Origin of the sequence: Oerskovia paurometabola (assembly GCF_016907365.1) — a bacterium.
Classification (GTDB): domain Bacteria; phylum Actinomycetota; class Actinomycetes; order Actinomycetales; family Cellulomonadaceae; genus Oerskovia; species Oerskovia paurometabola.
On sequence record NZ_JAFBBV010000001.1, the window covers coordinates 3,715,137 to 3,732,031 of the forward strand.

Annotated in this window: 4 protein-coding genes; all 4 read right to left on the reverse strand. The window is 76.5% G+C overall.

The genetic code is table 11. The features are described 5' to 3' along the window. Nucleotide 1: 1 nt before the first annotated feature. Genes JOD48_RS16585 through JOD48_RS16600 form a run of 4 tightly spaced genes read right to left on the reverse strand, consistent with a single transcriptional unit; the run spans nucleotide 2 to nucleotide 16,870 of the window. Nucleotides 2-4,078 (reverse strand): non-ribosomal peptide synthetase, encoded by a 4,077-nt coding sequence (locus JOD48_RS16585; RefSeq protein ID WP_204809835.1) that lies wholly within the window; start codon nucleotides 4,076-4,078, stop codon nucleotides 2-4. After that, the gene (locus JOD48_RS16590) at nucleotides 4,075-12,423 is read right to left on the reverse strand and encodes a condensation domain-containing protein (protein ID WP_204809836.1); all 8,349 of its coding nucleotides are present in this window, start codon (nucleotides 12,421-12,423) and stop codon (nucleotides 4,075-4,077) included. Before JOD48_RS16590 ends, JOD48_RS16585 begins: the two co-directional genes overlap by 4 nt. Continuing rightward, nucleotides 12,420-15,842 carry a non-ribosomal peptide synthetase gene (locus tag JOD48_RS16595; RefSeq protein WP_204809837.1) on the reverse strand — a complete coding sequence of 1,141 codons (3,423 nt, stop codon included), beginning with the start codon at nucleotides 15,840-15,842 and terminating at the stop codon, nucleotides 12,420-12,422. The genes JOD48_RS16590 and JOD48_RS16595 overlap by 4 nt, the downstream gene beginning before the upstream one ends. Then, entirely contained in the window at nucleotides 15,842-16,870 is a 1,029-nt protein-coding gene (locus JOD48_RS16600) for an ABC transporter substrate-binding protein (protein ID WP_204809838.1), read from the reverse strand. Before JOD48_RS16600 ends, JOD48_RS16595 begins: the two co-directional genes overlap by 1 nt. Nucleotides 16,871-16,895 lie beyond the last annotated feature (25 nt).

Below are 16,895 nucleotides of genomic sequence, written 5' to 3' on the forward strand. Positions count from 1 at the left end.
GTCAGTGCCTCTCGTCGGTGCTGGGTCGGGTGGCCGCAGGGGCCTGGGTGAGGTGGCGGGCGAGGACCGGGCCGAGCTGGCCGATCGCCGCGGGCGACACCATGTCGTGGTGGCCCGCGAGGACCGCGTGCTGGGTCACGGTGCCGGTCACGTGCGGGGCCCAGGCGTCGCGCTGGGCCGTGAGGTCGTGGCGGTCGGCACCCTCCTGCGCCGTGAACAGCAGCAGGTCTCCGCGGAACGGCGTGTAGCGGGCCTGGACCATGAGGTCGCACGAGTACAGGTACGTGTCGACGACGGCGGCGAGCCCGTCCTCGTCGAGGTCGCCCCACGCGCCGGGCGCGTCGGCCAGGACGTCGAGGACGTCGTCTCGCGTGGGCGCGGAGAACAGGTCGGGGTCGGCGCCGCCCGCGGCGAGCAGCGACCGCAGGGCGTCGACCTCGGCGTCCCCCGCCGACGGCGACGAGCTCCCCGGCCGAGGGTCCCCGTCCGGCCCGACGGCGCCGCCCACCCCCGGCCCGACGGCCTCGGCGTCGAGCATCGTCAGGCTCTCGACCACGTCCCCGGCCTCCTGCAGGCGGGTCGCCACGAGGTGAGCCAGGTGGGCACCGAACGAGTAGCCGAGCAGGTGGTAAGGCCCGCGCGGCGCCACCTCGCGCACCGCCCGGACCGTCTGCTCGGCGAGGTCGACGAGCGAGGAGGGGGCACCGTCGGGCCCGGCGAGACGCGGCGACTGGAGCGCGTGCACCGCCGTCCCGGCCGGGACGTGCGGGACGAGCGAGGCGAAGGACCACCCGAGGCCGCCCGCCGGGGCGAGGCAGAAGAGGGGTGCCGCCTCGCTGCCGGGTGAGGGGGCGCGCAGCGTGAGCGTGCCGGCGAACGGGGCGGTCTCCGGGGCGTCCCAGTGCGCGACGATCGCCTCGACCGTCGGGGCGGTGACGAGGACGCCGACGCCGAGCGGGCGCCCCAGTCGCGTGCGGACCATCGAGACCGCACGCATCGCCAGGAGCGAGTGGCCCCCCGCGGCGTAGAAGTCGTCGTCGGCGCCGAAGGTCGTCACACCCAGGACCTCGGCGAAGATCGCGCACAGCTCGCGCTCGAGGTCGGTCCGGGGCTCGCGCCCGCCCGCGCGCGTGAGGTCGGGAGCGGGCAGGCGCCGGACGTCGAGCTTGGCGTGCGGCGTCAGCGGCAGCTCGTCGAGCGGGACGAGGGCCGAGGGGACCAGGTGGTCGGGAACCGTTCGGCGCACGGTCCGCAGGACGTCCGCCAGGATCGTGTCACCGGCAGAGGTCTCGGCACCGGCGGCGAGCACCACGTAGCCCACGAGGACGTGCCCGCCCCCGGCGCCCCGGCGCGCGACCACCGCGCACTGCGCGACGCGCGGGTCGCGTGCCAGCACGGCCTGCGACTCCCCCGGCTCGACGCGGTAGCCGCGGATCTTGACCTGGCCGTCGCTGCGGCCCAGGAAGTCGAGCTGCCCGTCGGGCCTGCGGCGCACCACGTCGCCCGTGCGGTACATGCGCGCGCCCGGCGTACCGAAGGGGTCCGCGACGAACCGCTCGGCGCTCAGACCGGGCTCCCCGTGGTACCCGCGGGCCAGCCCGATCCCGCTCACGTACAGCTCGCCCGGCGTGCCGTCCGGCACGGGCGCGAGCCCCGAGTCCAGGACGTACACCGACGTGTTGGCGATGGGACGCCCGACGGTCGGGCGCCGGCTCTCGTCGGTGCCGCCGCCGAGCGTGTTGATCGTGTACTCGGTGGGGCCGTACAGGTTGTAGCCGCGCGTCCCCGGGGTGGCGACGATCGCGTCCCACACCTCCGCGCCCACCGCCTCGCCTCCCAGCAGCACGAGGCTCGGGCGGTACCGGCCCTCGTCGAGCAGCCCCTCCGCGAGGAGCGCCGAGCACACCGAGGGCGTCACGTTGACGACGTCGATCCGTTCCGCCGCGCAGTACGTCGCCATGGCGTGCGGGTCGCGTCGCACGGCCTCGTCGAGCAGGTGCACCTCGTGGCCGTCGACGAGCCACAGCAGCTCCTCCCACGACATGTCGAACGCGAACGAGACCGTGTGCGCGACCCGGACCGGCTCTTCGCGGAGCGCGGCCGGGCGGGAGGCGACGAGCGGCTCGAAGATCTCCGCCCGGTGGTTGCGCAGCATGTTGACCAGCCCGCCGTGCTCGATCGCCACCCCCTTGGGCGCGCCCGTCGAGCCGGACGTGTACATGACGTACGCGAGGCGGTCGTGGCGGTAGGCGGGCCACGGGTCGTCACCGCGGGCCGGGGTCGCGTCACCCTCGGGGGACGCGTGCGTCACCGTCGGCACGACCGCGCGGCCAGCGAGCGCCGGCCCCACGAGCCCACCGAACGACTCGTCCAGCACCACGGCGCGGGCACCGGCCGCCTCGACGATCGCGCACAACCTCTCGGCCGGGTGCGCGGCGTCGAGCGGCACGTACGCCGCCCCGGCCCGCAGCGTCGCGAACAGGGCGACGACGAAGTCGATCCCGCGCGGCACCGCGAGCGCCACGACGTCCTCCGGCCCGGTACCGGCCGCGACCAGCGCGCGCGCGAGCGTGTCGACACGCGACCCCAGAGCGGCGAACGTCACCGAGTCGGTGCCGTGGACAAGCGCGGTGCGCCGCGGGTGGGCCGCGACGGCCCGGTAGAGCAGGTCGAGGAGCGAGTCGTCGCCCACGTCCTGCGCTGCGCGGACCCCGCGTGACAGGAGGAGGGGCGCGACGTCGTCGGGCACCGCGGCGACCCGGGCGACCGGCGCGCCCGGCTCCCCCACCGCGCGGCGCAGGACCGCCTCGACCTGGTCGAGCAGGGCGCTCGCCCGGGTGGCGTCCACGACGTCGGAACGGTGCGACAGGATCAGCCGGTACGGCTGCCCGGGGTGCACCACGAACGTCAGCGGGTAGTGCGTGGCGTCGCCGCCCTCGACGTCCTCGAGGCCCACGGACGCGCTGAGGCGGTCGAGCTCGGCGTCGTCCTCGGGCGTGTTGCGCATGACGTAGAGCGTGTCGAACAGCGTCCCGACGCCCGCCCGGCGCTGGAGCTCGCCCAGGCTCACGTGGTGGTGGTCCATGAGCTCGGCCTGCTCGGACTGGAAGCGGCGCACCAGGTCGCGGAACGGCTCGCCGGGGCGCGTCGCGAGGCGCACGGGCACGGTGTTGAGGAACAGCCCGACCATGTCCTCGACCCCCGCGAGCGCAGGCGGGCGACCCGAGACGGTGCTGCCGAACACGATGTCGTCGCGCCCCGTGACCGATCGCAGCGCGAGCGCCCACGCGGCCGAGTAGACCGTGCTGACCGACACCGCGCACGTGCGCGCGAGGGCGAGCACGGCGAGGGAGAGGGTCGGGTCGAGGTCCCGTTCGACGACGTCGGGCATCGACGCCCGACGGCGCGGGTCCGGCGGCGCGACGAGCGTCCCCTCCGCGAGGCCCGACAGCGAGACGTCCCACGCGCCCGCCGCCGCGTCGTCGTCCTGCGCCGCGACCCACGCGAGGTAGTCGCGGAACTGCGGGGCGGGCGGCAGGCTCGTGTCCTCACCGCCCGCGGCGTAGTGCCGCAGGAGCTCGGTCACGAGCAGCGCGTCGGACCAGCCGTCGAGCAGGATGTGATGGTTCGTCACGACGAGCGCGGCCCCCTGCTCGCCGAGCCGCACGAGCACGAAGCGGATGAGCGGCGGGCGGTCCATCGTGAAGCGGCGCTGGCGCTCGTCGTACTGGAGCCGGTCGAGGGCGTCGGCGCGCGCGGCGACCCCGAGGTCGGAGAGGTCCTGGACACGCCACGGGACCGTGACCGCGGTCGGCACGAACTGCACCGGGCGCGCGAAGCGCTCGTGCGCGAAGCCCGCTCGCAGGACCGCGTGGCGCCGCAGGAGCGACTCGCACGCCCGCTGCATGGCCTGCTCGTCGACGCCGCCCGGGAACCGGTAGGTCGACTGCATGGTGTAGACGTCGAGGCCCGTGTCCTCCGAGACCGCGTGGAAGAGCAGGCCCTCCTGGAGCGGGGCCAGGGGCAGCACCTCGGCGATCGTGGGAGCGGGGGCCGTGCGCTCGTCGGTCGTGGTCATGTCAGGTTCCTCATCAGGTCGTCGAGGTCGCCGAGCTCGCCCGCGGACAGCGCGAGGAGCGGGGAGACGTGCGGGGAGCTGTCAGGACCAGCGAGGTCCCGAGGGCTCGCTGGTCCTGACACGTCGGCGGTGGGGACGGCGGCGGGGCGGGCCCGCAGCGCGAGCGCGGCCGGGGTCGGCGCCGCGAACACCGACCGCGGGTCGACCGTCCAGCCCCGCGCGCGGAGCATCGTCGTGACCTTCATCGCGACGATCGAGTCGCCGCCCAGCGCGAAGAAGTTGTCGTCGTCGGCCACCCGCCGCACGCCCAGGGCCTCGGCGAAGATCTCGCGCACGACGAGGACCGGTGGGGCGACGGGCGCGCCCTCCGGCGCGTCCACCGTGGAGCCCTCGGCCCCGAGCGGCCCCGCCGACGCGCGCTCGCGCAACGCCGGGTACCGCTCCGCGAGCCCGGCCAGCACGTCCTCGACCGGCGTCGACGGGGCGTCGGCCAGCAGCCCGAGCACCTCGACGACGGCCGCGAGCGCCGCGCCCGCCCGCTCGGCGGGCACCGACGCCAGGTGGTCGAGCTGCACGACCAGCCCCTCGGACGCGTCGACGGTCAGCGCGAGCGGGTACTGCGTGCGGTCGTCGCCCTGGACGTCGGTGATCCGCAGCCCGGCCCCGGCGCCCGGCTGGGCGTCGGCGTCGCGCGGGTAGTTCTCGACCACGAGCAGCGTGTCGAACAGCTCGCCGACCGCGAGCGCGCGCTGCACGTCCGCGAGCGCGACGTGGTCGACGTCGCGCAGGCGCGCCTGCCGCTCGTGGACCGAGCGGACCAGGTCCGCGAGGGTCCCGGTCGTGCTGTCCTCCGGCCCCCCGACCGCGATCCGCACGGGCACCGTGTTGACGAACATCCCGAGCACCTCGTGCGCGCCCTCGATCTCCGCGGGCCGCCCGGCGACGGTCGTCCCCGTGAGGACGTCGCGCTCCCCCGTGAGGGCCGCGAGCACGAGCCCCCAGGCCGAGGTCACGACGTCGGCCGTCGTGACCTGCGCGGCGCGTGCGGCGGCGACGAGCCGCGCGCCCAGGCCCTCGGGGGCCGCGTGCAGCACGGCCGGCCGCTCGCCCGTGTCCTCGGGCTCGGCCACCCGGACGGGCCGTGCCCCGGCGAGGGCGTCTCGCCACACCGCGACCGCGCCGGCGTCGCGCCGCGCGAGGCGCCGCGAGAGCTGCCACGCGGTGCTCGGCGTCGGCGGGACGAGCCCGGTCGGGCGCGTCGTCGGTCCGCTGCCCGACGGCGTCGCTCCCGCGGGTGCACCGACGCGCCGCACGTACGCCCCCAGCAGGAGGTCGACGAGGAACGGCACCGACCAGCCGTCGAGCAGCACGTGGTGGTTGGTCACGACGAGCCGGTGCCGGGCACCCTCGTGGGAACCGACCCGGACGACGACGAGCCGCAGCAGCGGCGGGCGCGCGAGGTCGAAGGGCCGGTCGAGCTCGTCGGCCACGATCTCGTCGAGCGCGCGGCGCACGGCGTCGGGGTGAGCGACGTCGTCGGGCAGCGTGACCTCGCGCAGCGGGACCTCGGTGACGTCCGTGACGACCAGGCCCACGTCCTGCGGGCCGCGGGCCGCGACCGCGAGGCGGAGCTGCGGGTGGGCCGCGAGGACGTCGGCCGCGGCGACGCGCAGCGCGGCGACGTCGAGCGGGCCGTCGAGGCCCACGTCGATCGCGCTCGAGTACCGGTCGACCGGTGCTTCCAGGGCGTGCAGGACCATGCCGCGCTGCACGGGCGTGAGCGGCCAGGGAGCCCCCGTCGGGAGCGTCGTCGCCGCGCCCTCTGCGGGGTCGGCCTCGGCGACGGCCCCGCGGACGAGCCCGCGCAGCCGCCCGAGCCACGCCTCGACCAGCACCTCGCCCACCGGGCCTGCGCTCTCGCCGACGGTGACCGGCGTGCCCGCCGACGGTGACGCCGCACCGCGCCCGGACACCGCGGGGGCCAGGAGCCAGCGCGCCACGAGCTCGGGCCCGTCAGCGCCGTCGGCCACGTACGCGTTGAGCTCGACCGGGTGCGACAGCGGCAGGTCGGCGTGCAGGTCGAGCGCGGACTCGACGTGCGCGGCGTCGGCCGCACCGCCCCAGTCGTCGGCGCTCTCCGTCTCACGCCCCAGGTAGTTCACGAGGACCTGCGGCGGGCAGGCCGCCGCCGCGTCGCGCAACGCCGCCGACGTGCCCGGCGCCAGGTGTCGCAGCAGGCCGTACGCCCGCCCGTCTCCCGGGATCGCCGCGGCCTGACGGGCCGTGGCCCGCAGGTGCGCGGTCGGCGTGACGCCCGGCGCGGCGTGCAGGCGCAGCGGCCAGGTCGTCGTGAACCAGCCGAGCGTGCGCGACAGGTCCGGGCCCTCGCCGTCGAGGCGTCGCCCGTGCCCCTCGGTCTCGACCACGAGGTCCCGGCCGCCTCGCGCCGAACCCGCCGCCGCGTCGGCGGCTGCCGCGTCGACAGCCGACACGTCCGCCGCCGCGAGCGACAGCGCCGCGAGCAGCACGTGGTCCGTGCGGTGCTCGGGGGCCAGGCCGAGCAGGAGCCGGGTGTCGTCCGCACCGAGACGTACGACGACCTCACGAGCGCTGGACACCGTGTCGCGCGCCCGGTCGAGCGGTCGAGCCGTCAGCAAGACGGCCTCGCCCGAGTGCACGTCGACCCACGCGGGCAGCTCGCCCGCACGGTCCGCGGCCTCGTGCTGCATGGCCGTCGCCGCGGCGCGCAGGCTCGCCGACGCGGGAGGAAGGACACCGCCCGCCGCAAGCGTCCGCAGGTCGTCCACGAGGATGCGCCACGACACCGCGTCGACCGCGACGTGGTGCGCCACGAGCGCGAGCTCGCGCGCCCCCCGCTCCCAGACCGCGCGGAGCACGCGGCCCGTCGCCGGGTCGATCTCGGCGGCTGCGGCGCGCAACGCCTCGTCGAGCCCGTCGTCGGTCACGCGCAGCACGTCGCCCGTCCCGGCCACGACGGCGGGCGCGGTCGCGTCGAGGACGTGCGCGGCGCCGTCGTGCACCACGAGTCGCAGTGCGCCGTGGGCCTCCACCAGGGCCGCGAGCGCCGCCCGCAGCACGCCCTCGGTGAGGTCTGGAGGAGTCCGCAGGACACGCACCTGGACGAACCCGCCGTGATCGCCCCCGGTCTCCAGGAGCCACGCGAGCGCGGGGGTGAGAGACAGGTCGCCCGACTCGGTGACCGCTGCGGTGCGGGCCGTCGGTCGCGCGGGCGCGGGTGCGACCTCGGTCGCTGCGCCTGCGATCCCCGCCGCGTCGCGGCCCGCGAAGACCGCCCCGACCGTCACGACCAGCCCCCGACCACGCAGCGCCCCGACGAGCTGCATCGCGCTGATGCTGTCGCCGCCCGCGGCGAAGAAGTCGGTCGCCGGTCCGACGTCGAGGCCCAGGACGCGGGCGATCTCGGCACGGACACGCTCGGTGCGCTCGTCCGCCAGGGGGTCGCCCGGCCAGACGGCGGTGCTCACCCGCGCGCTCGCGTCCCACTGGGCGTGGGTGCGGGGCTCGGCCCGGGGTGCGGGACGCGACCCGGCGCGGGCCTCGGCGGGGGCCGGCCGCGGGACCCGCACCTCGCCGACGAGGGCGTGGGCGCTCGGGAGGGTGCCGCCGCGGGCCAGGTGCTCGACCGCTGCGGTGAGCGCCGCCGGAAGGACGGCGCTCACGGCCGGGTCGAGCGTGCCGGGACGCTCCTCGATCTCGATCGCGAGACCACCGTCCGCGGAGGGCAGGACCGTGACGGTCACGGGGTAGTGCGTCGCGTCGTGACCACCGGTGGGGACGACGTCGACGGGCCGGTCGACGGGCCGAGGGTGACGCCCTTGCCCGCCGACGGTGACCGCAGCGGTCCCGCGCGGGTAGCTCTCGACGACCACGAGGGAGTCGAACAGCGCATGACCGGCGATCCGCGCGATCGACGGCAGGCCCACGTGATGGGCGTCGAGCAGCCGAGCCTGACGCGCCTGGACGTCCTGGAGCAGCGCGTCGGCGGTGAGGTGCGTCCCCGCCGGGACACGGACGGGCGACGAGCTCACGAACATCCCGATGATGCGGTCCGCTCCGTCCAGGGCGGTCGGGCGTCCGGCGACCGTCGAGCCCACGACGGCCTCGGAACGCCCCGTCAGTGCTGCGACGACGAGGCCCCATGCCGTCTGGACGACGGTCGCGGGCGTGACCTCGGCGCGACGAGCAGCCTCCCGCAGTCCGTCGCCTCCCGTGGGGAGCGTCGTGACGACGCGTGCGTCACCGTCGGCGGGCGAGACAGTCGCCGTCGGCGCGGGGGCGGGCAGCACACCCAGCAGCGACGGCTCCTCGAACCCGTCGAGCTCCGCCCGCCACAGGGCCTCGACCTCGGCACGGGTGGACTCCGCGTCGCGCAGCCACGTCAGGTAGTCACGGAAGGTCGGCTCGCTCGTCTCCGCGCGGCCCGCCCGGGCGGCCGCCGTCCCGTCCGACGCAGCGTCCGACGTGAGAGCCTTCCGCAGATCGGCCGCCAGGAGCGGCACCGACCAGCCGTCGGTCAGCAGGTGGTGCATCGCGAGGACGAGCACGTGCTCGTCCTCGCCCGTCCGCACGACCGCGCCCGACACGAGCGGTGCCGACGACAGGTCGCCCAGCCGCGAACGCTCGGTGAGGTCCACCTCGTCGAGCAGTGCGGCCAGCGCCGCACGGTCGAGCCCCCGCGCGTCGCGCGCGGAGACCGGCACCACGACGACGTCGGGCACGAAGAACACCGGCGCGGGCAGGTCGAGCTGGAGCACCCCGCCGCGCAGGTTCGGGTGGCGGCGCACGAGCGCCTGCACGGCGTCCGCGACCCGCGCGGTCCCGTCGTCGCCGAGCCCGGTCACGGTGAACCGGGTCGTGGTGCGGTAGGCGTCGGCCGCGTCGCGCGCGCCTTCGGCGACCATGCCGAGCTGGGTCGGGGTCAGGGGCAGCACGTCGACGACGCGCGTCGCGCCCGGTACCCCCGCGCGCACGTGCTCGTCGAACGCGGCGGACTGCACGCGGGTCAGTGCCACGAGCACGTCGGCGGCGCCACCCGCACCCGCCCCGGCGCCCGAGGCGACGGACCCTCCCGCGCTCGCGGCGTCGTCGGGCCGGGCGCGCCGCGCCATCTCGCGCGGCGTGCGCGCCGCGAACAGGTCCGCGGGCGAGAGGACGAGCCGCTCGCGGCGCAGCGCGGCGATGAGCTGGAGCGCGTCGATGCTGTCGCCGCCCGCGGCGAAGAAGCTCTCGTCGAGGCCCACACCGTCCCCGCCCAGGACGCGCGCGGCGGCCGCGTGGACCTGGGCCTCCAGGGGCGTCGGCTCGGCAGCGGGGCGCCCGGCGGGCGCGGGGCCGCCGGTCCCACCACCGGACGTCCGCGACCCGTGCCACTCGGGCGCGGGCAGCGCACGGCGGTCGAGCTTGCCGTGACGCGTCAGCGGAAGGGCGTCGAGCACGACGAACGCGGTCGGGACGAGGTGCCGCGCGAGACGCTCGGCCGCCGCGGCCCGCAGAACGTCCGGGTCGAGCCCGGCTCCCGTCACGTACGCCACCAGCCGAGCACCCCAGCGCGGGTGCTCGGCGAGCACGACCGCGGCCTCCGCCACACCCTCGAGCGCGACGAGCGCCTGCTCCACCTCGCCCGGCTCGATCCGGAACCCGTGCAGCGAGATCTGGTCGTCGTTGCGCCCCAGCAGGCTCAGGGTGCCGTCCTCGGCGCGGCGCGCGAGGTCGCCCGTGCGGTACATGCGCTCCCCCGGGTCCCCGCCGGGACGGGCGACGAAGCGGCTCGCGGTCAGCCCGGCGCGCCCCAGGTACGCCTCGGCGAGCTGCGGCCCCGCGAGATACAGCTCGCCCACGGTGCCTGCGGGGACCTCGCGCAGCGCGGCGTCGAGCACCACGGCCTGCGTGCGTCCCACGGGCCGCCCGACGACCGGCTCGACCGTGTCCGCGACGTCCGCCGCGAGGGCGTCGACGGTCGCCTCAGTCGGCCCGTACAGGTTGACGACGCGCGCGCCCGTGGGCGCCGCGAGCGCGCGCATCCGCGTCCACAGCGCCGGTCCGAACGCCTCGCCGCCCACGACGCATATCCTCGGCAGGCGCGCCCACTCGGCGCCCGCGAGCAGCGCACCCCAGACCGTCGGCGTGAAGTCGAGGTAGTCGATCCCGTGCTCGGTCGCGTAGTCGCGCAGCGCGACCGGGTCGAGGAACACGTCCTCGTCGAGCACGTGCAGCTCGTGCCCCGCGGCGAGCGCGAGGAACGCGTCGTAGTGCGCGTCGAACGAGAACGCCGCGGTGTGCGCGACGCGCAGGCGCTCGCCCGGCGGGTAGAGCTCGGTGCGGTGCCGCTCGAGCAGGTGCGCGAGCGCGTCCTGCCCCACGGCCACCCCCTTGGGCTCGCCCGTCGAGCCCGACGTGAAGATGATGCTGCCGACGCACGCGCGCAGGGTGGCGTCGTCGGGGGCGGGCGGCAGCTCGGGCCCGACGGCGGCGCTCGCCCCGGCTGCGTCCGCCGCGCTGCGGGCGGGCACGGGAACGTGCGCGTCGTCGAGGGGGCGCGGGCCGGCCTCGTCCCACAGGAGCCGTGCGCCGCTGATCCGCAGGACGTGCGCCCGGCGCTCGGGGGCCCCGTGCGGCAAGGGGGTCACGGCCAGGCCGCGGCGGAGGGCCGCGAGGATCACGTGCACGATCCGTTCGTCGCGCGGCAGGTCGATCGCGAGCGCGTCGCCCGGCCGGGCCCCGCACGCCGTGAGGCGACGCTCGGCGCGCGTGACCGCCAGGTCGAGCTCGGCGAACGTCCACCGTCGGTCCCCGACGACGAGCGCGCCCGCGTCCGGGTGACGGGCGATCGAGCCGGCGAGGACCTCGGTCACGAGGGCGGGGCGGCGGGTCGACGCGGGGGCCGTCCCCGCCGTGCCCGCGGCGTCGGCACGCCGCGGGACCAGGTCGAGGCTCGCGACCCGTGCCCCCGGGTTCGTGGCGATCGCGAGCAGGATCCGCTCGAACGTCGCGAGGAGAGCGTCGGCGGCCGACGTCGTGAAGGCGGCCGTGTGCGCGTCGAGCGCGAGGTCCCATGTGTCGGGTCCGGCGTCGACCGCGAGCGCGAGGGGGAAGTGGGTGGCGTCGTGGGTCGCGAGCACGCGCAGGTGCACGGGGGCGAGGCCGACGACCGTCGGCGCGACCACTCCTGCGCCGGGCGCCTGCTCGAACGACACGAGCGTCGTCGCGACGGGCGTCTCGGTCCCGGCCGCCGTCTGGATGCCGCGCAGCCCGACGTGCTGGTGGTCCCACGAGGCGTTCCACCGGCGGGCGTGGTCGGCGACGGCCTCACCGAGGGTCGCGGCGGCGTCGGCGTCGACCCGGGCCACGACCGACTCGGTGAGCATCCCGACGATCTCGTCGGCGTGCGAGACCTCGGGGCTGCGCAGGGCGACCGGGACGGCGAAGGTCGCGCAGGTCGACCCGGCGTGGGCCGCGACGGTCAGGCCCCAGGCGGTGCGCACGAGCGTGGCCGAGGTGACGCCCTGGGCGCGGGCTCCCGCGCGGATCGCCTCGACGGTGGTCGGGTCGAGGGTCCGGTGGGTCGTGGACGCGTCCACGGGGGTTCGGTCCGTCGTCGTCCACGCGGCGGCCACGGGCCACCCGGAGGGTTCCACGTCGGCGAGGGCATCGCGCCAGTGGGCACGTGCTGCCTCGGCGTCCTGCCGTCCCAACCACACGAGGTGGTCGACGAACCGGCCTCGGGCGGGGGCGAGGGCGTCGCCCTCGGCGGAGAGCTCGGCCCCGTAGAGCCGCGCGACCTCGCGCACGAGCAACGGCATGGACCAGCCGTCGAGCACCAGGTGGTGGCTCGTGACGACCAGCACGTGGTGCTCGGCACCCAGCACCACGACCCCGAACCGCACCAGCGGCGGGTCGGCCGGGTCGAACGGCAGCGACCGCTCGGACGCGGCCGCGGCACGGGTCGCGTCCTGCAAGGCCCGGTCGGCTCCGCGAGCCGCACCGGCACCGCCCGCCGCGCCGGCCCCGGCGGAGCCCGGGACGTCCGCGTCGTACCAGACGACCTCGGCCGTGGCCTGGCTGGGGACGAACTGGACCGGGTCCAGGTCGTCGTCGACCGCGAAGCCCGCGCGCAGGTTCGGGTGGGCCACGAGGAGCGCGTCGAGGCTGCGTTCGAGGGCGGGGCCGTCGAGCGGGCCCCGCAGCTCGACGAGGGTCTGACCCACGTACGGGTCCGTCCCGTCGGTGAGCCCCGCGTGCGCGGTCAGCGCACGCTGCAGCGCGGTGAGGGGCCAGACGGCCTCGATGGCCTCGGTCGAGCTCATGGTCGTGCCTTCCGTGTGCGTCGGCGGTCGCCGAGGAGTGCGCCGAGGCGGTCGAGGTCGCCGGGTGCGAGGTCGAGGAGCGGGGTTGCCGCGTCCGAGGGGGTGGTGCTCGCGGCGTGCGCCGTCCGTGCGGGCTGGGCGGGGGGCGGCGCGACCGGTTCGAGGGGCCGCAGCCGGGCCGCGACGCCCGCGACGGTGCGCTGCTCGAACACGTCCTGCACGCTCGACCGCCACCCCTGGTCGCGCAGGCGTGCCACGACGTGGATCGCGCGGATGCTGTCGCCGCCGAGCGCGAAGAAGTCGGCGTCGGGCGGGACGGGGCCGCTGTCGAGGGCCGAGGCGAACGCGAGGGACACGTCGGTCGCCCTCGGCGGGAGGTCCGGTCGCCCTCGGCGGGGGCTCCCGTCACCGTCGGCGGGCGGGTCCGTCGCCCTCGGCCGGAGAGTCGCGTGCTCGGGGAGGGCCGCGACGTCGAGCTTGCCGTTGGTCGTCAGCGGCAGCGCGTCGAGCACCACGACCACCGACGGCACCAGGTGCTCGGGCAGCGCGTCCGCGAGCGCCGCGCGCAGCGCGTCCCCTGCCAGCCCAGGGGCCACGACGTACGCGACCAGGCGCGCCCCGAGCGTGGACCTGCGCGCCTGCACGGTCGCCTGAGCGACGCCGGGCAGCGCGAGCAGCGCGGCCTCGGTCTCGCCGGGCTCGACGCGGAACCCACGGATCTTGACCTGGTGGTCGCGTCGGCCGACGTAGTGCAGCAAGCCGTCGTCGTCGCGGCGCGCGAGGTCGCCCGTCCGGTACATGCGCGTCCCGGGCGCCCCGAAGGGGTTCGCGACGAACCGTTCGGCCGTGAGGTCGGGGCGGCGCAGGTAGCCGCGCGCGAGCTGGGGGCCGGCGAGGTAGAGCTCGCCGACCACGCCGTCGGGCACGGGGCGCAGGTGCTGGTCGAGCACCAGGGCGGCCGTGGCGCTGAGCGGGCGCCCGATCACGGGCCGGTCCGCGTCGTCACCCGTCGCGCCCACGGCGTCGACCGTGTACTCGGTGGGTCCGTAGAGGTTGAGGACGTCGAGGCCCGGCTGCGCGCGCAGCGTGGTCCACAGCGCGGGCGGGCAGGCCTCGCCGCCCACGGACACCGTCCGCAGCACGTGGTCGCGCTCGAACAGCCCGGCCTCGACGACGGCCGACATGACGGTGGGCGTGAGGTCGATACGGTGGATGCCGCGCTCGACCACGAGGTCCGCGAGGGTCCCGGGGTCGCGGTACTGCTCGACGTCGAGCAGGTGCAGCTCGTGCCCCAGCAGCAGCGTGAGCAGGGTGTCCCACGAGCCGTCGAACACGAGCGGCATGGTCTGCGCGACGCGCTGCGCCGGGGCCGGGCGACGTCCCGCACGCGGCACGACGTGCTCCTGGTGGTGGGCGAGGAACTGCGCGAGCGCGCCGTGACTGATCCCGACAGCCTTGGGCTCGCCCGTGGAGCCGGAGGTGTGCAGGACGTAGGCGAGCGCGTCGCGGGGCACGTCGAGCGCGTGCCACAGCGGCGCGGCCCCGTGGGCGGACGCGTCCCCGCGCGGCCCGACGACGACGCGCCCCGTCCACAGGGAGCCGTCGCCGCCGTGGAGGGACGGGGCGGCGGCCGTGACGTCGGCGACGACGATCCGCGCCTCGTGCCGGTCGACGAGGGCGAGGCGTCGCGCGGGCGGGTTCCGGTCGTCGAGCAGCAGTGCGGCGGCCCCGCAGCGGTGCAGCGCGAGCAGCGTCACGACGTAGTCGGTGCCGCGCGGCAGGTCGATCGCGACGAGCGTGTCGGAGCGGGCGCCGGCGGCGACCAGGCGTCCGGCGAGGTGCGCGACGGCCTCGTCGAGCGCGCTGAACGTCGAGGTCTCGCGCGCGACGAGCGCCACGGCGTCGCCGCGTGCGGCCACGGCCTGGTCGAACAGCGCGCCGGCGGTCGGCGGCGGGTCCCCGGGCAGTGCGGGGCCGGTCGAGCCGGTCACGATCGCGTCCTCGTCCGCCGCGGGCGCGAGGCCGAGGGCCCCCACGCGCGCGCCGGGCGCGACCCGCCCCACGCTCTCCAGGAGATGGGCCAGCTCGCGCAGGCGCGCGGCGACGTCGGGCGCGGTGAAGAGCCGGGCGGGCGCGGTGCCCGCCAGGCGCAGCTCGTCGCCGTCCGGCCCGGGGACGCGCACGACCGAGACCGCGAGGTCGTCGACCGGTCCCTCGGCCACGTTGCGCAGGCGGCCGACGGCGGCCCCGAAGCGCAGGTCGTGGTCGAAGAGCTTGACGTTGAGCTCGGCCGCGGTCACGGCCGAGCCCGCGTCGCGCGCGATCTGCTCGGCGGGGTAGCGCCCGTGGCGGCGCAGCTCGCCCACGCGGTCGCGCACCTGCGTCACGAGCTCGTCGACGCGCTGCCCGGGCGCGACGTCGACCACGACCGGCAGGACGTTGACGCGCACGGTCGGCACGACCGCCGCGACCGACCGCATGCGGTTCATCGCGGGCATCGCGACGGCCACGCGGCGGCGCCCCGCGACGAGGGCGAGGTGCACCGCGAAGGTGGCCGCGACGACGTCGGGCCAGCCGGCACCGGAGCGCGCGGCGACCTCCTCGAGCGGCCCGACGGCGCAGCCCACGTCGTGCGCGACGCGGACCACGGCGTCGGCCGGGACGGGTTCCGGACCGACCGTGCCCACGGGCCCCTCGCTGAAGCTGCCCGGCCCGCCGTCGAGGTCAGCCACCCGGGAGGCCCAGTGCTCCCTGTCCCGCTCCCGCTCGGGGGACGCCGCGTACCGGGCCTCCTCGGCCACCACGTCCGCGACCTTCCCGAACGGGCTCGGGCCCACCTCACGCCCCGACGTGAGCGCGGTGAAGACCTCCGCGACGCGGCGCACGACGAGCGTGATCCCGTACGCGTCGAGGATCGCGTGGTGCACCACGAGGGACCACCACACGGTCGTGGCGTCGAGGCGCACGACCGCCTGGCGGGCCAGGCCCGGGACGTCGAGCGTGAAGGGCAGCGCGCGGTCCGTCTCGACGAGAGCGGCCGCACGGGCCCGGGCGCCGGGCACCCCCGACAGGTCCAGGACCCGCAGGCCCCCCGTCGCGGCGTCCGCGCGCGCGCTCGTGAGCGCTGGCCCGCCGGCCGGATGGACGACCTGCGCGACGTCGTCGGACACCACGAACGCCGTCCGCAACGCCTCCGTCTCCCCGACCACCAGCTCGACCGCGAGGGCCAGCACACCCGTGTCGAGCTCGCCCGTGATCTCGACGACCTCACCCACCGCGAACGCGGACGTGTCGGGACGCACGAGCTGCGCGCCGATCACGCCGAGCTGCGCGGTCGTGAGCGGAAGGCCTGCGGGCACGGCGAGCACGGCGGGGGCCACGTCGAGGGGCGCGAGGTCGGGGGCGGAGGACGTCGTCATCAGCCCTGGAGGTCCTTGAGCACGACCTCGAGCTGGTCGAGGACGTCGAGCGCCAGGCTGTAGCGGTCCGCGAAGAAGTAGCGGATGCCGTACGCGTGCCCTGCGGTCACTGCCGGCAGCGACTGGTAGGTCGAGGCGGCCGCGAGCTCCTCGGCGCCGGGTCCGGGCTGGCCGTCGACCGTCTGCTCGGTCAGCACGACGGTCGCGTCCGCGACCTGGCCGAGCTGCTCGTAGGACAGGAACGCGCCGTTCTCGGTCTTCTCCTCGGCCACGACCTCCGGCAGCGGCGCACCGATGTCGGTGAGGATGCCGCCGATCCACGAGATCTGCGAGTAGACCGTGATCTCCTCGAACGAGTCGAGCCCCGCGAACGTGTTGGCGGCGATGACGTCGCCGTAGGTCTCCTTGATCTCCGCGACGCGGGCCTCGTACTCGGCCTTGGTCGCCTCGGCCTCCGTACCGGCGCCGAGCGCCGACGCGATCTCGACCGACGCGTCCTTGACGGTCGCCGAGCCCGTCGCACGGATGAGGACCGTCGGGGCGATCTGGGAGAGCTTGTCGAAGTCGGCCTTCTTCTCGGCGCTGAGCTCTTCCTCCTTGCCGCCGCGCACGAACCCGACGATGAGGTCGGGTCTCAGCGAAGCGATCTTCTCGTAGTCCCAGCCGTCCGCGCCCATGACGATCGGCAGGTCCGCGACCTGCTCGAACTCCTCGGGCAGGTACGAGTCGGCGTAGTCGCCGTCCGCGGTCGCGACGGGCACGATGCCCGCCTCGAGGAGCGGCCCCGTGCCGCCCTCGAGCGCGACGACGCGCTGCGGGTCCGCGGGGACGTCGACCTTCCCGAACGCGGTCTCGACCGTGCGGGTGCCGGCCTCGGCCGAGGACCCGGGCGGCTCGTCGGCCACCGACGTGCCGCCCGCGCACCCGCCCACGGCGAGGACCGCGGCGAGGGCCGGGACGAGCAGCCAGGCGGTGGCGCGGGAGGTCCGGGTGCCACGCGCGGTGGTGAGGGTTCGGGTGCTGGACATGCTGGGGTTCTCCTTGGGATGGGTC

Bases quoted from the DNA above. Each gene is read 5' to 3' on its own strand.
- JOD48_RS16585 (WP_204809835.1), bottom strand. From the start codon at position 4,078: ATGACCACGACCGACGAGCGCACGGCCCCCGCTCCCACGATCGCCGAG.
- JOD48_RS16590 (WP_204809836.1), bottom strand. From the start codon at position 12,423: ATGAGCTCGACCGAGGCCATCGAGGCCGTCTGGCCCCTCACCGCGCTG.
- JOD48_RS16595 (WP_204809837.1), bottom strand. From the start codon at position 15,842: ATGACGACGTCCTCCGCCCCCGACCTCGCGCCCCTCGACGTGGCCCCC.
- JOD48_RS16600 (WP_204809838.1), bottom strand. From the start codon at position 16,870: ATGTCCAGCACCCGAACCCTCACCACCGCGCGTGGCACCCGGACCTCC.